The sequence below is a fragment of the Thalassovita litoralis genome (assembly GCF_900182725.1).
Classification (GTDB): Bacteria; Pseudomonadota; Alphaproteobacteria; order Rhodobacterales; family Rhodobacteraceae; genus Thalassobius; species Thalassobius litoralis.
Window position 1 is genome coordinate 19,078 of record NZ_FXTO01000035.1, and the last position, 18,813, is coordinate 37,890.

23 protein-coding genes are annotated in these 18,813 nt (G+C 60.5%); 9 read left to right on the forward strand and 14 right to left on the reverse strand.

Annotated elements, in window-relative coordinates; all coding sequences use genetic code 11:
- Positions 1–2 precede the first annotated feature (2 nt).
- From FN828_RS17465 to FN828_RS17475, 3 genes are all read right to left on the reverse strand, one after another.
- The gene (locus FN828_RS17465; RefSeq protein WP_328592217.1) at positions 3–521 is read right to left on the reverse strand and encodes a GNAT family N-acetyltransferase; all 519 of its coding nucleotides are present in this window, start codon (positions 519–521) and stop codon (positions 3–5) included.
- A 95-nt stretch (positions 522–616) separates the two neighbouring features.
- Positions 617–1,510, reverse strand: a complete 894-nt coding sequence (locus tag FN828_RS17470) for a fructose bisphosphate aldolase (RefSeq protein WP_142494662.1) — start codon at positions 1,508–1,510, stop codon at positions 617–619.
- Between the two features lie 120 nt (positions 1,511–1,630).
- Positions 1,631–2,824, reverse strand: coding sequence for a phosphoglycerate kinase (locus tag FN828_RS17475; protein ID WP_142494663.1), 1,194 nt, complete (start codon positions 2,822–2,824; stop codon positions 1,631–1,633).
- A gap of 124 nt (positions 2,825–2,948) precedes the next feature.
- Between FN828_RS17475 and FN828_RS17480 the strand changes: the two genes are divergently transcribed.
- Positions 2,949–3,455 (forward strand): peptidylprolyl isomerase, encoded by a 507-nt coding sequence (locus FN828_RS17480; RefSeq protein ID WP_142494664.1) that lies wholly within the window; start codon positions 2,949–2,951, stop codon positions 3,453–3,455.
- Complete coding sequence (locus tag FN828_RS17485; protein WP_142494665.1) at positions 3,448–3,996, forward strand: peptidylprolyl isomerase; 549 nt, start codon at positions 3,448–3,450, stop codon at positions 3,994–3,996. The genes FN828_RS17480 and FN828_RS17485 overlap by 8 nt, the downstream gene beginning before the upstream one ends.
- Positions 3,997–4,153: 157 nt before the next feature.
- Here FN828_RS17485 and FN828_RS17490 read toward each other — a convergent pair whose 3' ends face one another.
- On the reverse strand, positions 4,154–5,344 hold the full coding sequence (locus FN828_RS17490; RefSeq protein ID WP_142494666.1) for a pyridoxal phosphate-dependent aminotransferase: 1,191 nt from the start codon (positions 5,342–5,344) through the stop codon (positions 4,154–4,156).
- A 235-nt stretch (positions 5,345–5,579) separates the two neighbouring features.
- Here FN828_RS17490 and cysS point away from each other — a divergent pair, with 235 nt between their 5' ends.
- From cysS to FN828_RS17505, 3 genes are all read left to right on the forward strand, one after another.
- Positions 5,580–6,956, forward strand: a complete 1,377-nt coding sequence (gene cysS, locus FN828_RS17495) for a cysteine--tRNA ligase (protein WP_142494667.1) — start codon at positions 5,580–5,582, stop codon at positions 6,954–6,956.
- Between the two features lie 76 nt (positions 6,957–7,032).
- Positions 7,033–8,670 (forward strand): citramalate synthase, encoded by a 1,638-nt coding sequence (gene cimA, locus FN828_RS17500; RefSeq protein WP_142494668.1) that lies wholly within the window; start codon positions 7,033–7,035, stop codon positions 8,668–8,670.
- Positions 8,667–9,446 carry a squalene/phytoene synthase family protein gene (locus tag FN828_RS17505; protein ID WP_142494669.1) on the forward strand — a complete coding sequence of 260 codons (780 nt, stop codon included), beginning with the start codon at positions 8,667–8,669 and terminating at the stop codon, positions 9,444–9,446. Before cimA ends, FN828_RS17505 begins: the two co-directional genes overlap by 4 nt.
- Before the next feature lie 21 nt (positions 9,447–9,467).
- On the opposite strand, the gene FN828_RS17510 is transcribed toward FN828_RS17505, so the two are convergent.
- Entirely contained in the window at positions 9,468–10,685 is a 1,218-nt protein-coding gene (locus tag FN828_RS17510) for an MFS transporter (protein ID WP_142494670.1), read from the reverse strand.
- A 74-nt stretch (positions 10,686–10,759) separates the two neighbouring features.
- Positions 10,760–11,611, reverse strand: a complete 852-nt coding sequence (gene cobA / locus FN828_RS17515; RefSeq protein ID WP_142494671.1) for a uroporphyrinogen-III C-methyltransferase — start codon at positions 11,609–11,611, stop codon at positions 10,760–10,762.
- Between the two features lie 97 nt (positions 11,612–11,708).
- On the opposite strand from cobA, the gene FN828_RS17520 reads away from it, so the two are divergent.
- Together FN828_RS17520 and FN828_RS17525 are read left to right on the forward strand one after the other, a co-directional pair.
- The gene (locus FN828_RS17520) at positions 11,709–12,338 is read left to right on the forward strand and encodes a DNA-3-methyladenine glycosylase family protein (RefSeq protein WP_142494672.1); all 630 of its coding nucleotides are present in this window, start codon (positions 11,709–11,711) and stop codon (positions 12,336–12,338) included.
- The gene (locus FN828_RS17525; protein ID WP_142494673.1) at positions 12,335–13,000 is read left to right on the forward strand and encodes an alpha/beta hydrolase; all 666 of its coding nucleotides are present in this window, start codon (positions 12,335–12,337) and stop codon (positions 12,998–13,000) included. Before FN828_RS17520 ends, FN828_RS17525 begins: the two co-directional genes overlap by 4 nt.
- Before the next feature lie 220 nt (positions 13,001–13,220).
- Here the strand turns inward: FN828_RS17525 and FN828_RS17530 are convergent, their stop codons facing one another.
- Positions 13,221–13,637, reverse strand: coding sequence for a VOC family protein (locus FN828_RS17530; RefSeq protein ID WP_142494674.1), 417 nt, complete (start codon positions 13,635–13,637; stop codon positions 13,221–13,223).
- A 248-nt stretch (positions 13,638–13,885) separates the two neighbouring features.
- Between FN828_RS17530 and FN828_RS17535 the strand changes: the two genes are divergently transcribed.
- Together FN828_RS17535 and FN828_RS17540 are read left to right on the forward strand one after the other, a co-directional pair.
- Positions 13,886–14,473: an HNH endonuclease gene (locus FN828_RS17535; RefSeq protein ID WP_142494675.1), complete on the forward strand. Its 588-nt coding sequence runs from the start codon at positions 13,886–13,888 to the stop codon at positions 14,471–14,473.
- A 130-nt stretch (positions 14,474–14,603) separates the two neighbouring features.
- Entirely contained in the window at positions 14,604–15,578 is a 975-nt protein-coding gene (locus FN828_RS17540; RefSeq protein ID WP_142494676.1) for a tyrosine-type recombinase/integrase, read from the forward strand.
- On the opposite strand, the gene FN828_RS17545 is transcribed toward FN828_RS17540, so the two are convergent.
- From FN828_RS17545 to FN828_RS17575, 7 genes are read right to left on the reverse strand one after another with little or no spacing between them, the layout of a single operon-like run.
- Complete coding sequence (locus FN828_RS17545) at positions 15,575–15,817, reverse strand: hypothetical protein (RefSeq protein ID WP_142494677.1); 243 nt, start codon at positions 15,815–15,817, stop codon at positions 15,575–15,577. The genes FN828_RS17540 and FN828_RS17545 overlap by 4 nt on opposite strands.
- Positions 15,814–16,131, reverse strand: a complete 318-nt coding sequence (locus FN828_RS17550) for a hypothetical protein (protein ID WP_142494678.1) — start codon at positions 16,129–16,131, stop codon at positions 15,814–15,816. Before FN828_RS17550 ends, FN828_RS17545 begins: the two co-directional genes overlap by 4 nt.
- A complete protein-coding gene (locus tag FN828_RS17555; protein WP_142494679.1) occupies positions 16,131–16,499 on the reverse strand; it encodes a hypothetical protein in 369 nt (122 codons plus the stop codon). The genes FN828_RS17550 and FN828_RS17555 overlap by 1 nt, the downstream gene beginning before the upstream one ends.
- Complete coding sequence (locus FN828_RS17560; protein WP_142494680.1) at positions 16,496–17,650, reverse strand: DUF5131 family protein; 1,155 nt, start codon at positions 17,648–17,650, stop codon at positions 16,496–16,498. Before FN828_RS17560 ends, FN828_RS17555 begins: the two co-directional genes overlap by 4 nt.
- Positions 17,643–18,125 (reverse strand): hypothetical protein, encoded by a 483-nt coding sequence (locus FN828_RS17565; protein WP_235891519.1) that lies wholly within the window; start codon positions 18,123–18,125, stop codon positions 17,643–17,645. The genes FN828_RS17560 and FN828_RS17565 overlap by 8 nt, the downstream gene beginning before the upstream one ends.
- Positions 18,125–18,469 (reverse strand): hypothetical protein, encoded by a 345-nt coding sequence (locus tag FN828_RS17570; RefSeq protein ID WP_221930571.1) that lies wholly within the window; start codon positions 18,467–18,469, stop codon positions 18,125–18,127. The genes FN828_RS17565 and FN828_RS17570 overlap by 1 nt, the downstream gene beginning before the upstream one ends.
- Entirely contained in the window at positions 18,466–18,780 is a 315-nt protein-coding gene (locus FN828_RS17575; protein ID WP_142494681.1) for a hypothetical protein, read from the reverse strand. The genes FN828_RS17570 and FN828_RS17575 overlap by 4 nt, the downstream gene beginning before the upstream one ends.
- Positions 18,781–18,813 lie beyond the last annotated feature (33 nt).

Here is an 18,813-nt window from a genome sequence, read left to right on the forward strand (position 1 = left end):
GCTCAGGGCGCGTCGCGTCCATCCAGCACCAGTTGCAAGAAGGCCAGATCGAGCCAACGCCCGAACTTCTGGCCGACTTGCGGCATCAGCGCGGTGCGCTGGAACCCCAGCTTTTCGTGCAACCTGATCGAGGCGGCATTGCCTGCCTCGATCCCGGCCACCATCACATGCAGCTTATCGGCCCGCGCTTGTGCAATCAGCGCCTTCATCAGGGCCAGCCCAATGCCGCCGCCCTGCGCATCCGGGGCCACATAGACCGAATGTTCCACAGTCGCCTTATACCCGTCAAAGGCCCGCCACGGCCCATAGGACGCGTATCCCACCACGGTATCGGCCCGAACGGCTACCATCACCGGAAAGCCAGCGTCTTGCCGGGTTTGCATCCATGTCACCCGGTTGCCCGCGTCCACCGTGACATCGTTCCAGATGGCCGTGGTGTGTTCCACCGCATGATTATAAATGATGGCTATCACTGCCGCATCGGCAGGGGTGGCGGGGCGGATTGTCAGGCTGTCTGTCATCTGAACCTCAACGCAACAGGGCGGCCCGCAAAAGCCGCCCTTTCATCTTGCTTTAAATACTCATTGCGCAGCCTTACCGCCTGCGCAAGGCCCGATCAGCCCGCAACCGATGCCGCGTAGATGCTTTCGACCGTGTCAGCCAGTGCCGTGTCGAAATCAGCGTCGCTTTGCTGGGCAGACAGCCCTTCGGTCAAGGCACGCGAAAAGCTGGCGATGATGCCGGTGTTTTTCGACAGGCGGTCATTGGCTTCGTCCCGGCTGTAGCCCCCCGAAAGGGCGACCACGCGCATGACGCGGGGATGATCGACCAGAGGCTTATAGGTGTTGGCCGCTTCCGGCAGGGTCAGCTTCAGCATGACCTGCTGATCTTCGGGCAGGGCGTCCAGTTGCTTTGTGATCTCGCTCAGCAGGATCGATTCCGCTTCGGCCTTATCGGCGATGGAAATCGTCACCTCGGGTTCGATGATCGGCACCAGACCGTGACCAAGGATTTGTTTGCCAATGGCAAATTGCTGATCCACCACGGCGGCAATCCCCGACGTCGACGCCGCATCAATGACCGAACGCATCTTGGTGCCGAAAATACCTTTGCCAGCGGCTTTTTCCAGCAGCGCGTCCAGATCGGGCATGTCCTTCATCAGGCGCACGCCATCGGCTTCGTCAGCCAGCCCTTTGTCCACTTTCAGGAACGGCACCACATGGCGGTTTTCCCACAGGTAAGTGGCCGAAGGCTTGCCGCCAATGTCGCTGTCCATCGTGCGCTCAAACAGGATCGCGCCAATGATACGGTCGCCGGTAAAGGCAGGGGAATTGACGATCCGCGCCCGCATGTCGTGGATCAGGCCGAACATTTCAGCATCGTTTCCATAGGCGCTTTCGTCGACGCCATACAGCTTCAGCGCCTTGGGGGTCGATCCGCCGCTTTGATCCAGCGCGGCGATAAACCCGTTAGCGGTGCGTACCTGTTCGGCTTGTTGTTGTTTTGACATATCCAATTCCGTTCAAATTCCGTTTTTCTACAAAGCAGAGACCCGTTTCGCGGTGAAATAACATCAGGCGAAACGGGGATACAACTGTGGTCGCGCTAACGCACCCAACGCAGCGCGTGATCAACCGGCCGAGCCATCCAATGCCGCCACACCGGGCAGGGTTTTGCCTTCCATCCATTCCAGGAATGCGCCGCCTGCGGTCGAAATATAGGTGAAATCATCTGCGGCTCCGGCCTGATTCAGCGCGGCAACCGTATCACCCCCACCGGCGACCGAGGTCAGTTTCCCGGCCTTGCTCAGCGCAGCGGCCTTTTGGGCGGCGGCATTGGTGGCGGCATTGAACGGTTCAATCTCAAACGCGCCCAGCGGGCCGTTCCAGATCAGCGTTTTGGCACCGTCCAGAATTTCGCTGATCCGGGTCACACTGGCTGGACCTGCATCAAGGATCATCTTTTCAGCCGGGCAGGCATCGGCGGCAATGGTGCAATTGTCTGCATTGGCCTTGAATTCTGCCGCGACCACCACATCCGAAGGCAGAACAATCTCACACCCGGCGTCTTTGGCTTTGCCCAGAATTTGGCGGGCGGTGTCGGTCATGTCATGTTCGGCCAGCGACTTGCCCACGTTGATACCCTGCGCAGCAAGGAAGGTGTTGGCCATGCCGCCGCCGATCACCAGATGATCCACCTTGGCCACCAGATTGCCCAGCAGTTCCAGCTTGGTCGAAACCTTGGCCCCGCCCACAACGGCAACAACGGGCCGGACGGGTTTGCCAAGCGCGGCTTCCAGTGCTTCCAGTTCGGCCTGCATCAACCGCCCGGCGCAGGATGGCAGCAACCGCGCCACGCCTTCGGTGGACGCATGGGCGCGGTGGGCGGCGGAAAATGCATCGTTGCAATAGACATCGGCCAGCTTGGCCAGACGGGCGGAAAATTCGGGGTCGTTCTTTTCCTCGCCGGGATAGAAGCGGATGTTTTCCAGCAGCACCACTTCGGCGGCGCGTTCTTCGTCGGTGTGGATTTCGGCGGCTTCCAGCGTTTCCACGAAGCCCACCTTATGCCCCAGCGCCTGTTCCAGCGCCTTCAGCGTGACGCGCAGCGACATGTCCAGCACGACCTTGCCCTTGGGGCGGCCAAAATGCGCCACCAGGATCGGGCGGCCGCCTTTGGCCAGAATGTCGTTCACGGTGGGGGCGATGCGTTCGATCCGCGTGGCGTCTGTCACCACGCCGTCCTTGACCGGCACGTTGATGTCCACGCGCACCAATACGCGCTTGCCGTTCAAATCCATGTCGTCCAACGTCTTCCAGCCCATCGGCAGTCCTCCGAGAAAAATTTTGCCCTCTCTTCGCGCGAAGCGGCGTTTGCGTCAACCTCCTGCTTGGCAAGCGCGTCCATGCGTCTTAGGTAAAGACCAAGACTTAATGAAGGAGCCCGCAATGGCCGAGATCAAAGACCCCGAAAACACCATCCTGATGGAACTGAAAGGCGGCACCGTCACAATCGAACTGCTGCCGGACGTAGCCCCCAAACATACCGAGCGCATGAAGGAACTGGCCCGTGGTGGTCAGTATGACAACGTCGCCTTCCATCGCGTGATTGATGGCTTCATGGCGCAAACCGGCGATGTGCAGCACGCCAATATGGAAAAAGATTACAACCCCGGTCGCGCTGGCACCGGTGGGTCCGATCTGCCTGATCTGCCTGCGGAATTTTCCAAACTGCCGCATGATCGTGGCACCTTGGGCGCGGCGCGGTCGATGAACCCGAACTCGGCCAATTCGCAGTTCTTCATCAACTTCAAGGACAACCATTTCCTGAACGGTCAATATACGGTCTATGGCCGCGTCATTGCCGGGATGGAACATGTGGATGCCATCACCCGCGGCGAACCGCCTGCGAATCCTGACCGCATGATCAGCGTGAAAGTCGCCGCCGATGTATAAGCTGGCGCTGATCGCGGCATTGCTGGCCAGCCCTGCTGCGGCAACCGGTCTCAGGATCGAGGTCGAAGGCGAAGGGGCCAATGGCACCATTGTCATTGATCTGGCCGAGGATTCGGCCCCCCAGCACGCGGCGCGTATGGCGGAACTGGCCGCCGATGGGGCCTATGACGGGGTGGTGTTTCATCGCGTGATCGAAGGTTTCATGGCGCAGACCGGCGATGTGCAATTCGGCAAGCTGGGCAGCGATATGCGCATGGCCGGGCGGGGCGGGTCTGATAAACCCGATCTGAAAGCCGAGTTTTCGGATGAAGCGTTTGAACGCGGTGTTGTCGGGATGGCACGGTCGAATGATCCGGATTCCGCCAATTCGCAGTTCTTTATCATGTTCGCGCCGGGGCGGTTTCTGGATGGCCAGTATACGATCGTCGGACATGTTACCGACGGCATGGATGTCGTGGACCAGATCAAACGCGGCAAGGGCCGAAGCGGGGCAGTCCCCGGTCGCCCGGACGTGATGACAAAGGTCACGGTGATCGACTAACGAAACGGCCCGGCCCTGCGCCGGGCCTTTTCTTTGGGTCTGTATCAACGCGCCCGTCGATGACTGGGCGGGTCCGTGCTTTCATCTTGCAAAAAATACTCAAATTCCCAACCGCCCCCCATACGGGCGGTCAGAACTTGAAGTACAGGCCGCGCACTTATTCCACCGTGACAACCAGCGAATTGGCGAAATCCAGAACCGTTTGCAGCGCCGCGCGGAACGGATCGTCGGGGATGGTCATTGCGACGCGGATGTGGCCCGCCGCGGCGGGGCCAAAGCTTTCGCCCGGCATGACGGCGATCTGGTGTTCATCCAGCAAACGTTCAGCAAAGCTGTTGCCATCCAGCCCGGTCGCGCGGATGTCCAGCATCATGTACATCGCCCCTTGGGGTGGCACGGCGCGCACGGCGCGCACGGCGTTTTGCCCGGCCAGCAGGTCCAGCGCAATGGCGCGGCGGCGGCGGAAGGGGGCTGCGATTTGTGCCTCGAAATCGGCCCCCAGCGTCAGGGCAAACAATGCTGCGTCCTGAATATATCCGGGTACGCCGTAATTGGTGTTGGTCGCCAGATTGATCAGATGGGTGATGGCCTGTTCGGGGGCAATGATCCAGCCCAGACGGCTGCCGGTCATGGCATGGGATTTCGACATGGACCCGATCACCAGCGTCCGGTCGGCCATGCCGGGCAGGGCGCGGGGGGACAGGTGTTCGCCCTCCCATATCTGGGTGTCATAGACCTCGTCCGAGATCAGCCACAGGTCGTTATCCTGTACCACGCGGGCAATGCCCTGAAGCGTGTCGCGCGAATAGATCACCCCGGTGGGGTTGTTGGGCGAATTGATCAGCAGGCTTTTGGCACCCTTGGCCAGTGCGGCGATGGCGCTGGCATCGGGTTGAAACCCGTCCTCGGGGCGGGCGGGAACCGGCACCGGCACGGCGCCATTGGCCCGGATCGTGCCGGGATAGGTGGCATAACCCGGATCAATATACAGCGCCCGGTCGCCGGGATTGCAAACCGCGTGATGGGTGGCATAAAGCGCCGCCTGTCCGCCTGCGGTGATCAGCACATTCGCCGCGCTGGTTGGCACACCGGTCTGATCCTGCACCCGTTTGGCCACCGCGTCACGCAGGGCCGGAATGCCGGGGATCAGCGCGTATCCCGTGGCCCCGTCCAAGGCCGATTGGTGCATGTGGTTCAGAATCAGCGGATCGGTGCGAATGTCATGTTCGCCGATGGTCAGCTCGGTGATGTCATGACCTTGGGCTTTCAACTGTCGGGCGCGGTAAAACAGGCCCCAACCGTCTGACCCGCCTGCATTGATACCCGTAATCCGATGAGAAAGCTGCATATCGTCGATCCTTTTCCTAGGCGGTCAGGAAAAGCGAATTTGATCAGATGTCAACTCAGCGATTGTGGGGGGCAGGATCATGATCTATGATGACGGCATGAAACGGACGATCTGCATTATTTGTTGCATTATCTGCTGAGCAAAATCAGCGGGCCGTTCTTCTATTCCAAATCAGTGTTGAAGTTGCTAAGCCCGCCGCAAAGCCCGGTGGCGTCCGCCTGCGCAAGAGGACCAGATGACGACGATCAAGCTGCATAATTCCAAGACCCGCAAAAAAGAGGTCTTTACCCCGATCGACCCTGAAAATGTGCGGATGTATGTCTGTGGTCCAACGGTGTATGACCGCGCCCATATCGGCAATGCGCGGCCCGTGATCGTGTTTGATACGCTGTATCGCCTGTTGTGCCATGTGTACGGCGCGGATCACGTCACCTATGTGCGCAATTTCACCGATGTGGATGACAAAATCAACGCGCGGGCGGCGGAAAGCGGGCGGTCGATTTCCGACATCACGGCGGAAACGACGCAATGGTATCTGGATGACATGCGAGCGGTGGGGGCGCTGGATCCCAACGAAATGCCCCGCGCAACGCAATATATCCCCCAGATGATCGGCATGATCGAAAAACTGATCGCGGACGGGTTTGCCTATGCCAAGGATGGGCATGTGCTGTTCCGGGTGCGCGAATATGCCGATTATGGCAAGCTGTCGGGCCGGTCGGTGGATGACATGATCGCCGGTGCGCGGGTCGAGGTGGCACCGTACAAAGAAGACCCGATGGATTTCGTGCTGTGGAAACCGTCCAGCGACGATCTGCCGGGGTGGGACAGCCCGTGGGGCCGGGGGCGTCCGGGCTGGCATATCGAATGTTCCGCGATGTCGTATGAATTGCTGGGCGCGTCGTTCGACATTCACGGCGGCGGCAACGATCTGATGTTCCCGCACCATGAAAATGAAATCGCGCAAAGCTGCTGTGCCCATCCCGAAGGTGGGTTTGCGAACTACTGGCTGCATAACGAGATGTTGCAGGTCGAGGGCAAGAAGATGTCCAAGTCCTTGGGCAACTTCTTTACCGTGCGGGATTTGCTGGATGGCCACGATGGCGAACCCGGTGTGCCGGGCGAGGTGATCCGGTTTGTGTTCCTGTCCACGCATTACGGCAAACCGATGGACTGGACCGCGAAAAAAGCGGCTGAGGCCGAGGCGACCCTGCGCAAGTGGCGTAAACTGGTGGACGGGGTCGAGGCCGGTCCGGTGAACCCCGAGGTTCTGGGGGCGCTGGCGGATGATCTGAACACCGCCGGGGCGATTACGGTTTTGCACAAGCTGGCAAATGCAGGCGATGCGGCGGGTTTGAAAGGTTCGGCCGCGTTGCTGGGGCTGTTGACGGATGAACTGGCTGGCTGGGATGGTGCGGCGGTGGATCTAAGCGGGCTGGCTGAAAAGTTGGCCGCAATTCGCACCGCTGCAATGGAAACCAAAGATTTTTCCGAAGTGGACCGGATGAAGGCCGCCTTGGTCGCTGCCGGGGTCGAGGTGCGGATGAGCAAGGCCGGGGTCGAATTGATCGCTGGACCGGGCTTTGATGCCGCAAAGCTGGAGGGGCTGTGATGGTTAGCCCTGCGTTGATGAATTGCTGTGCCCGGACCGCCTGCGTCATGAACTTTGGAACCTGGGGGGAACGGGCATGAGCCGCGAACGTCTGTATATCTATGACACCACCTTGCGCGATGGGCAGCAGACTCAGGGTGTGCAGTTTTCCACGGCGGAAAAGCAGGCGATTGCCGAAACGCTGGACAAGCTGGGCGTCGACTACATCGAAGGCGGCTGGCCCGGTGCGAATCCCACCGACAGCGAATTTTTCGACAGCCGCCCCAAAACGCGGGCGACCTTTACCGCCTTTGGCATGACCAAACGGGCCGGGCGGTCGGCGGAAAATGACGATGTGCTGGCGGCGGTGATGAATGCCGGGACGCCTGCGGTGTGTCTGGTGGGCAAAACCCATGATTTCCATGTGGAAACCGCGCTGGGGATCACGCTGGCGGAAAACACCGAAAATATCGCGCGGTCGGTTGAATATATGGTCGCGCAGGGGCGCGAGGCGCTGTTTGACGCCGAGCATTTCTTTGACGGGTACAAGGCCAACCCCGATTATGCGCTGGAGGCGGTAATAGCCGCCTATGACAATGGGGCGCGGTGGATCGTGTTGTGCGATACCAACGGCGGAACCATGCCGCACGAGATTTACCAGATCACCAAGGCGGTGATTGCGGCAGGCGTGCCGGGGGACCATCTGGGCATTCACACCCATAACGACACTGAAAACGCGGTGGCGGGGTCTTTGGCGGCGATTGATGCCGGGGCGCGGCAGGTGCAGGGCACGCTGAACGGGCTGGGCGAACGCTGTGGCAATGCCAACCTGACCACCTTGATCCCGACCCTGCTGCTGAAAGAACCCTATGCCAGCCAGTTTGACACGCGGATCAGCCACGACGCGCTGACCGGGCTGGTCAAGGCCAGCCGCAAGCTGGACGATATTCTGAACCGGGTGCCGTTCCGGCAAGCGCCCTATGTGGGGGCCAGCGCCTTTGCGCACAAGGCGGGGCTGCACGCCAGCGCGATCCTGAAAGACCCGTCGACCTATGAACATATTGATCCCGCCGTGGTGGGCAATACGCGCATCATCCCGATGTCCAATCAGGCGGGGCAGTCCAACCTGCGCCGTCGTCTGGCCGAAGCGGGGCTGTCGGTCGAGCCGGGAAATCCGGCGCTGGCGCGGATTCTGGACCTGATCAAAGCGCGCGAGGCCGAGGGCTATACCTATGACAGTGCGCAGGCCAGTTTTGAATTGCTGGCGCGGGCCGAACTGGGCCTGATGCCCGAGTTTTTCGAGGTGAAGCGCTACAAGGTCACGGTAGAGCGGCGCAAGAACAAGTATAACAAGATGGTCAGCCTGTCCGAGGCGGTTGTCGTCGTCAAAGTGGACGGCGAAAAGAAACTGTCGGTGTCGGAATCCGTGGATGAAAGCGGCATGGACCGGGGTCCGGTGAACGCGCTCTCCAAGGCGCTGTCCAAGGATCTGGGGCGGTATTCGCAGGCCATCGAAGATATGCATCTGGTGGATTTCAAGGTGCGGATCACCCAAGGCGGCACCGAGGCCGTGACGCGCGTGATCATTGACAGCGAAGACGCACAGGGGCGGCGCTGGTCCACCGTGGGCGTATCGCCGAACATAGTGGACGCGTCCTTTGATGCGCTGATTGATGCGATCAACTGGAAACTGCTGCGCGAATATGCCGGGGCAGCGCAGGGCGCGGCTGAATGAGTTTTGATGATCCCGACTTGATCGCCTGTGCCGAACTGGTGCAGCGGGCGGACCCGGACAGGTTTCGCGTGGCGATGGCTGCGCCGGTGGCGGCGCGGGCTGTGCTGTTTCCGATCTATGCCGCCAATGTCGAAGTGTCCCGCGCCCCGTGGGTGACGCAGGAACATCTGATTGCGGAAATGCGGCTGCAATGGTGGAAAGACGCGTTCGAGGAAATCGCCAGCACCGGCCCGGTGCGGCGGCATCAGGTGGTCACGCCTTTGGCGCGGGTTTTGGATGCCGAAGGGGCGGCATTGCTGACCGGGCTGGCCGAAGCGCGAAGCTGGGATATTTACCGCGACCCGTTCGAGGATAAGGCGCATTTTGACCGCTATCTGCGACAGACATCGGGGCATTTGATGCTGGCAGCGGCGCGGGCGCTGGGGCCGGTGGATGCTGATGTGGTGCTGGAACTGGGCTATGCCGCCGGGCTGGCGAATTACCTGATGGCGGTGCCTGCGCTGGAAAAGGCCAAGCGCGTGCCACTGTTGGATGGTCGCCCGCAAGCGGTGGCCGATCTGGCGAAGGATGGGCTGGTGCGGTTACAGCGGGCGCGGCGGCAGCGGGGTAAGGTATCGGTTGTAGCGCGGCCTGCCTTGTTGGCGGCATGGAAGGCCGGGGGCATTCTGGCGCGGGCCGCAGCGGAACCGCAACGTGTGGCGGCGGGGGCTTTGGCCGGGTCGGAATTCGCCGACAATACCAGGCTGATGTGGCGGGCATTCAGCGGGCGCTGGTAACGCGCCCGCCGTAAAGTTCGCTTAGGCGTCTTTGGGGCGCAGGGCCAGCCAGATCAGCGCGCCACCGGCCAGCATCAGGAACGGTGCCATCGCCAGATTGACCGAAGTCCAGCCATCCTGTGCCGTCCCGCCCGAGCAGTTCATCAACCCACCCGAGCTGAGCGAGGCCAGCGTCACACCGCCGAACACGATCAGGTCGTTCATGCCCTGCATCCGGCCCCGTTCGCTGGGTTCATGCGCCCCGGCCAGCATCGTTGTGGCCCCGATAAAGCCAAAGTTCCAGCCTATGCCCAGCAGGATCAGGGCGATAAAGAAGTTTTCCAGTTCAACCCCTTGCAGCGCCACGGCCCCGGCACCGGCCAGAATGACCAGCCCGGTCGCCACGATCTTTTCCACACCAAAGCGGGCGATCAGGTGGCCGGTAAAGAAGCTGGGAATATACATGGCAAGAACGTGTGCAGATACCACATCGGCAGCGGTGTTTTTCTCGAACCCGCACCCGACAACCGCCAGCGGGGTCGAGGTCATGACAAGGTTCATCAGCGCATAGCTGACCATCGCACAGATCACCGCCACCAGAATGCGCGGGGTGGTGATCAGTTCCCAACGGCTGCGGCCCTTGGGGGCGTCATGCGCCGGGGGCTGCGGTTTGGGGATGTCCAGAAACAGGAACAGGGCCGATCCGATCACGTTGACCGCGATCACCGCCAGATATGTGCCGACAAAGGGAATAACCATCGCGTCGGCGGTTATCTTCACCAGTTGCGGCCCGATAATGGCTGATGCCAGACCGCCCGCCATCACATAGGAAATGGCCTTGGGGCGGAACTCATCGCTGGCGGTATCTGCGGCGGCAAAACGGTAAAACCCCTGTGCCGACATATAGATACCCGTAATCAGGCTGCCCAGCAGGAAGATCGGGAAAGACGCATAATACAGTCCCAGCGCCCCGATACCCCCGCCGACTGCCCCGGCCAAAGTCCCGATAAAGAACCCGGCGCGGCGGCCATATTTCTGCATCGCCCAAGACACGGGAGTTGCGGCCAACATGCTGCCCAGCACGATCAGCGAAATCGGCAATGTGGCAAAGCACAGATTGGTGGCCAGCGTTTGGCCCGCCAGCCCGCCGATGGTGAAAATCATCGGCATTTGCGAGCCTAAAAACGCCTGCGCCATCACAAGGATGGTCACGTTGCGCTTTGCGCGGGCATCGTCGGATATATATGCGGAATTTGTCATGTGTACCTGCTACCGAGTTACTAAACCATGCGCAAGCGCGCAATTTACCATGTTAATTATACAGATGCGGGGGATTAGGGAAGCTCTGCCGGGCGGCCCCGGTTCAGCGGATCAAGATTTCGGGCAGGCTGGCCTGCGATCATGCCTTGCCAGTCCAGCACCTGCCGCAGCAACACCGCCCGCCCGACACATAGAATAGCGGGGGGCTGCAATGCATTCGCGGTGATGTCGCGTTCCAGATGGCCCAGCGTGGTTTCCAGCACCGTTTGCGCGGGGGTGGTGGCCTGACAGACGACAGCGCAGGGTTCTTGTGCGGGGCGACCGGCGGCCATCAGTTCCGCGGCGATGCGTCCGGCATGTTTCATCCCCATATAGATGACCAATACCTGTGCGCCTTGTGCCAGCGCCTGCCAGTTGACGGCCTGCGGGGTGTTACCAGTCTGGTCATGGCCGGTGACGAATACCACCGATTGATTCACATCCCTGTGCGTGACGGGTATCCCGGCATAGGCCAGCCCGCCAATCCCGGCACTGATGCCGGGGATGATCCGCAGGGGAATGCCGTGCTGGACCAGCGTTTGCGCTTCTTCCCCACCGCGCCCAAACACGAAGGGATCGCCGCCTTTCAGGCGCAGCACGCGCTTGCCCGCCCGCGCCAGTTCGACCAGACGCAGGGAAATATCGCGTTGCTTGGCTGACGGTTTCCCGCCCCGTTTCCCGGCATATTCCAGCGTGGCCTGCGGCGCCCATGACAGGATGTCTTCGTTCACCAGCGCGTCATACACCACGACATCGGCCTGCCGCAGCGCATTCAGCGCGTGCAGGGTCAGCAGGCCGGGATCGCCGGGGCCAGCGCCGCACAGCCAGACCCAGCCGGGTTCCAGTGTGGGCCAGTCGGACGCGGGAAGGGGGGATGAATCGCTCATGTCCTATGTATGCGCCCGATTGGGGGATTGGGAAAGGGCGGATGCGGCTTGGCGTGGCGTTCGGGGCTGTTATAGTCGCGCCAAAAGGGGGGCGGATATGGTGGGCCGGATCATCGAAACAGCGGATTGCGTGGCCGAAGGCGTGGAATGGCTGTGCGCTGCCGATCCGGCGATGGCGCGGGCCTATGCGCTGACCGGGCCGCTGCCGCTGCGCCGCAAACCGGACGGGTTTGCGCAATTGCTGAACGCGATTGTCAGCCAACAGGTCAGCGTGGCATCCGCAAATGCAATCTGGGCGCGGCTGGAAGCGGCAGGGATGCTGACCCCCGGTGCCGTCCAAACCACCGCCGAGGATGATTTGCGCGCCTTGGGGCTAAGCCGCCAGAAAGCCCGCTATGCCAAGGCGCTGGCGGATGCGGGGATTGATTTCGCCGCACTGCGCGATGCCCCGAACGATCAGGTGATTGCGGCGCTGACGGCGGTCACGGGGATCGGGGTTTGGACAGCGGAAATCTATGCCATGTTCAGCCTTGGCCGGGCCGATGTTTTCGCCCCCGGCGATCTGGCCTTGCAGGAGGCGACCCGTATCCTCTACGACCTGCCAGAGCGGCCCCGCGAAAAGGCGTTGCGCGGGATGGCCGAACGCTGGTCGCCGTGGCGCAGCGTGGCGGCGCGAATGTTGTGGGCCTATTATCGTCTTGAAAAACAAAGGGAAGGGATCAGATGACACGAGTGTTACAGGCCGAACGGGTCGAGCCGAAATCAGGGGATACGCGGTCTGTTGTCGTGTTTCTGCATGGCTATGGTGCAAATGGGGCGGACCTGCTGAGTCTGGCTGATCCGCTGGGCGATCATTTGCCCGATACGCTGTTCATCGCCCCCGATGCGCCCGAAAACTGCGCCGGGGCGCCGTTCGGGTTTCAATGGTTCCCGATCCCGTGGATCGACGGATCGTCCCAGGAAGAGGCTGAGCGCGGTATGCAACAGGCGGTGGATGACCTGAACGCGTTTCTGGATGGTGTTTTGGTGGATAACGACCTGCTGCCGGAACAGATGGTTCTGTTTGGCTTTTCGCAAGGCACGATGATGTCGCTGCATGTCGCCCCCCGGCGCGAGGATGAACTGGCGGGTATCGTGGCTTTCTCGGGGCGGTTGATGTCACCGGAATTGCTGAAGGACGAAGCTGTCAGCAAGCCGCCCATCCTGTTGGTGCATGGCGATCAGGATGACGTGGTGCCGGTGCAATCGCTGCCCGAAGCCGCCGAAGCCCTGCAAGCGGCCGGGTTCAAAGAGGTCTACGCCCATATCCAAAAAGGCACCGCGCATGGGATTGCGCCGGATGGCCTGTCTGTGGCGCTGGCCTTTATGCGCGACAAGTTGGGGCTGTAACCCTGAACGCTGCGCCTGCTGTGGGGTGGGCGCAGTGAGTATTTTTGGCAAGATGAAAAAGCAGGACGCGCCCGGATTGTCAGCGGCGCGTCCGGTGTAAAGGTTGAGGGGCGTTAAGGTTAATCTAACCTGGCAAGACACGCTTTGGATGACGGGGGCACTGCCCTTGGTTCTTTCTTGGGAAAAATATCCAATTCCGCACGATCGTCCCGCGCTGCGGTCAAAAGGACCAAAGCCGGGGTTCGGCAATTTCCAGAGAGTTCCCGGCAGGGTCGCGGAAATACAGGGACCGTGCGCCGTTGGGCCAGTCAAACTCTGCCTCGATCGGGATGCTGTGTTCGGTCAGATGATCCCGCCATGTGTCGATTTCCGATCTTGTGGCGGCGAAACACAGATGACCGGGGCCTGTGGCGCCATGCGTGGGAACCGGGATGTCCGGGTTGCCCGTGGGGATGCGCGTGGCATGGGGGTTGAAAACCAACAATATCCCGCTGGCCAGTTTGAAGAACACGTGTCGTCCTTCTGTGCGGGCAATCACTGCCAGTCCCATCACTGTGGTATAAAAGGATTCGGCGGCCTCCAGATCATCGGCATAAAGCGCGGATTCCAGAATGGCAGTTGGGTGTGGGTGTGTCATGTCTGGCAGGATAGCCCGCCGCTGCTGAATTTCCATACCCAGTTAGAAGATAAAACAAGCGCCTGCGCTTTAGGCAAAGCCGCGTCATGGCCCTGTCATCTTTGCGTGGCAAACACCTAAGCAGCAAAAAGCGAAGATCATGGGGCTTGCCCCGTATCCGCCACGATATATAGTTATTCCCAAGATGGGGCGGGATGTCCCGCCCCGGACCCAGATGCAGGTAGACCGGGCCGGAGGACAATACGCCGATGGATGGAGATTTCAGGACAGAATTCGTCAGAGAGCCGGGCGCATTGCGGCATCACCCGGCGCTGGTGCTCAATGCGGATTATCGGCCCCTGTCATATTACCCGTTGTCGCTGTGGCCCTGGCAAGAGGCGGTCAAAGCGGTCTGGCTGGACCGGGTGGATGTGGTGGCCGAATATGACCATCATGTTCACAGTCCCAGTACCCGGATAAAAATTCCTTCGGTCGTGGTTCTGAAGGATTATGTTCAACCCCAAAGGCGCGTGGCATTCACGCGCTTTAATCTTTTTCTAAGGGACGAATTTCGCTGTCAGTATTGCGGTAGCCGGGGGGATCTGACCTTTGATCATGTGGTGCCGCGGGCGTCGGGCGGGATTACCAGTTGGGAAAACGTGGTGGCGGCGTGTTCGCCCTGTAATCTGAAAAAAGGTTCGAAAAGCCTGCGCCGGGCAGGGATGAGCCTGCGCAAGGTGCCGCGCCCGCCCAGTGCCGAGGAAATGCGCAACATGGGCCGGAAATTCCCGCCAAACCATCTGCACGAAAGCTGGATGGATTTTCTGTATTGGGATGTAGAACTTATTCAGGACTAACGCAGATACGTTATTTTACGTTATTTTTATAATCCTGTGCCTAGCAACCAATCTTGATTTATCGTTAATCCTGTACAAAATGCGGTCCTGATTACGCACAGATTACGCATATTTTACGCAGGGATTACAGATGGCGAGCATCCGACGGTATGGCGACAAATGGCGGGCTGAGGTCTCGCGCGGTGGGCAGCGGTCGTCTAAAATCCTGCGCACCAAGCGCGAGGCGCAGGATTGGGCGGCGCGACAGGAATATTTGTTTGGCAAGACAGACGGCGCCCGCCCGACAATGACGCTGGCCGCCGCCGCCCGGAAATATGAGGCGGAAATCCTGCCGCAAAAAACTGCGCGCTGGAACACTGCCGGATCAGAGCATTACGCGATCCGCCTGGTGATCCAGGATCAGTTGTCGCAAAAAGACGTGGCGCAAATCACGGCGTCTGACTTAGCGGCGTGGCGTGATCGGCGGCTCCAGTCTGTTTCCGCATCCAGCGCCCAACGATACCTCAATACCCTATCCAGTATCCTGACGGCCTGTGTGCGGGACTGGGGTGTGCTGGATGACAATCCGATGCGGTCGGTTCGCAGGCCGCCGCCAACACCGCCACGCAAGCGCCGCCCCACCGCCGAGGAAATCGAGCGCATGGCCGTGGCTGGCGCGGATGTCAACACGGCGCTGGGGCGCTCGCATTTGGCGTTTTTATTTGCAATCGAGACTGGGATGCGGGCTGGTGAGATTGCCGGACTGACATCAGAGAGTGTCGATGTGGAAAGGAGGGTAGCGCATCTGTCCCGGACGAAAAACGGGGATTCGCGCGACGTGCCGCTGTCCAGAGAGGCGCTGAGGATTTTGGCGCGGCTTCCTGCCCTTGATCCGCTATTTGGGTTTAAATCCGGCCCAAACCTGTCGACAAATTGGTATGCGCTAAAAACAAAGGCGGCGGTGGATGGTCTTAGTTTCCACGATAGCCGCCATGAGGCTGTGACACGGCTGTCAAAAAAGTTGGATGTTTTGGCCCTGGCCCGCATGATCGGGCACCGCAACATCAGAGAGCTGATGACCTACTACAATGAGACTGCTGAGGAACTGGCGGCGCGGCTGGATTAGCCGCGCACATAGGTGACATTGCCCACCCGTTTGCTGTCGATCCGGCCCGCTCTGATCCATGTCCGCACCGTTTGCGGCTGCACACCGGCACGGTCGGCATGAGCCTTGATCGTCTCCCATTCGTCTCTGGGCGTGATCGTCGCTCCGGCGATCACGGATTTAAGATCCTCGATCTCGGCGCGCAGGGCTGCGAATTCGCCCGCGTCGACCATCACCATCATGCGCGTCTGTTGTGTCATTGTTCGCTTTCCTCCATCTCATTGAATATCCGCAGCGCCCGCACCGCGTTGGTCACAGACAGGCGCAGGTGTTGCGGGTAGGCTGGTTTGCCGCGCTTGGTGCGGCGGTAGCATTTGGCGGACAGGTCATAGTCCACGGCCTTTGGGTTGGATGCGCGGTATGCGGCCAGGTCGTGCGAGGCCTGCTGTATCGATATGCCAAACGCCACGACCAGATCGGATCGGTTGATCGTACCGTCGCCAATGCCCAGCTTGGCGTCGATCCAGACTTGTCGCATTTGCCGGGCAACCGAGTTTCTTGCGGTGTCCGCCATTACATCAGTTCCTCTGTTTCGTGCCGGGTCAAAGCGCCGGGCGCCTCCCACACGAATGCGCCATCAATCGTCATTTCGAGGCGTTCGCGGGCGATTTCTAAGATTTCGGCGATGATGCGCCCGCGAATTTCTTTCGCGATCCGGCGCTCACGCATTGCTGGGTGTTCAATGGCCGGGGTTATGCCATCGTGGATCCGCACCAGTCGCTCAAGCTCATCCCAAAGGGCGTCACAGCAGGTCCCGTGGTGTCCGATCTGCTTTTCCGGTGCCCGTGCCCACGCGGCAGCATCATCGCGGGCAGATAGCGCCCGCTTTGCCAGCGACAGTACGCGCAATAGGTCGTCTGGTATTTCTGATGGCTGGGTCATCCCAGCACCTCGTTCCACTCGCGCCCGTCCAGCAGGCGGCCAGCGGTGCGCTTGCCGACGCGCCTGAAAATGGCGTGTCCGCTGTACTCATCGTCGGCCCAATCATCACACCAGTCGTCTGCGGCGTCGATGTCGGGTAGTGTATTTGCGTCCATCCAGTCTCCGTTTTGGAAGAAAATATCTGGCGGCGGACCAAACTCGCCCGGCAACCACTCACCCCACTGCTTGAAGAAGAATTTTCCCCCAGCGGCCACGCACTGATCGCGCAGGGACCGCGCCCATTCGGGGTGCATCGGTCTGGCCTTCTTGCCGCTTTCGCCGCCGACGATCACTTGGTCTAGTACGGGGTGCATGTACTCGTCAGGATTCGGCATTTCGGCCAAATCGTACCAGTCGCAAAAGCTATCTTCCCACTCCGGGTCGGTGTCGCGCCAGCGGTCGATTTCCTCGCCCCATGTCACCGCATTCAGGGCGTCAATTTCACCGTCGCCGCAAATATCCAGCGCGGTCAAATCAACCGGACCCAACAGCGGTTCCGCGCTGACAAACCGGATAGCTGCCGGGCTTCGCAGCAGGTCAGGGATACGCTTGTTTGCGGCGTCCTGATCCTCCACGCTGACGCCAAGCCAGACGTTGGGGAGCGGCCATGCCCTGTCCATGACGAAGTCAGATGCTCCCGGACCCGCAATGTCGATTGCTTTTTGCCCCCATGCCATATCAAACGCCTCCGGGCTGGCGTGAAAACACCGCTCCATGTGCTGTAAATACGCCCGCATCCGCCCCGCCCGCTTGGTCAGCACCTGAAACGTGTGATGCGGCACCAGCGCCATGACGGCGAACACCCGGTCGATCCATTCATCCGGCACACTCTCGTGGAACAGATCGCCATGTGCGCAGACGAATATCATGCGCGGTTTGCGCCACCGTAGTGGCTGATCCAGCCATTGCTCGTTAAAGCGCACCTCGCCCGTGAATTTTGCATCGCCATCTGCATTAAGGCGGGCCAGACCGGCGCGGCTGGGGTGATGTTTGAGCCGTGTCGCGGCCAGTGTGGCGGCGTAGCAGTGCTTGCATCCGTCGCTCACCAGTGTGCATCCGGTGACTGGGTTCCAAGTTGCGTCCGTCCATTCGATGTGGGTGTGGTCAGCCATTGTGGGCCTCCGCCCGGTCCAGCCGCTCAATATCGGCGAGGAGCAATGCTGTGCCTTTGACTAGATCGCGGCGGCGGGTTGCGCTCGGCTTGAGCCACTCCCCTTCGAACGGCCACAGCTTGCGGATGATTTCGTGATCCGGTTTGTATCCCGCTGCCAGCAACGCATAGCAGGCCCCAGCGAGGGCAAGTTCGAACAGGTCATGTTCGTCGTCGTGTTCCTCGGTCCAGCCCTCGTCGCGTTGCTGGCGGGCGCGTTCATGCAGAACGTCCTTAGCCGCCTGACTGTCACTGGTGGCAAGCAGCCGCGTCATCACCTCGCCGCTTATCGCGTCAGAGCGTTCTTTGTCACATCCCATGATAGAGAGTTGCGCAACGCAGGCCCCTTTTTCGTTCAGCAGCATGATGCCGCCGCCGACGATCGAGGAATAAGGAACCTCTCGGGCTGCGGTGAATGGTTTGGGTTTTCCGGTCATTATGCGTTCCCCTGTGTTTCGTTCATTTCGAGATCGAGCGCCGCAAACAGCTTATCTACCGCGGCGCGACGGCGCTTTTCTGCCCTAGCTTTCTGCGTGGCGTTTGCAGCCGGGTCGTAGATCACTGAAAGCGCATCCAGCATCTTGGACAGGGACCGTGGGTCTAGCTCCGCCAACTCCCCAGCCCAGATGGTCATCCCGATCATCACAAATGACATTCCTGTGCACCCAGCAGCCCGAGAGCCGCGCGCCGTTGCGTCCATGAGGTGGGCGTGGATCATTCGGCGCATAGCGTCCTGCGTTTCTGAATCAGGGCGCTGAACGGGCTTACGGATGTCGGTCATACGCTTTCCTCCATCTCATTAAATATCCGCAGCGCCCGCACCGCGTTGGTCACAGACAGGCGCAGGTGTTGCGGGTAGGCTGGTTTGCCGCGCTTGGTGCGGCGGTAGCATTTGGCTGACAGGTCATATTCCACGGCCTTTGGGTTGGCTGTGCGATATGCGGTCAGGTCGTGCGATGCCTGCTGTATCGATATGCCAAACGCCACGACCAGATCGGATCGGTTGATCGTGCCGTCACCGATGCACAGCTTGGCGTCGATCCAGACCTGCCGCATTTGTTGGGCGACTAAGTTTCTTGTGGTGTCCAACATTGCATCATTTCCTCTGCTTTCCGTCGCTGGCCC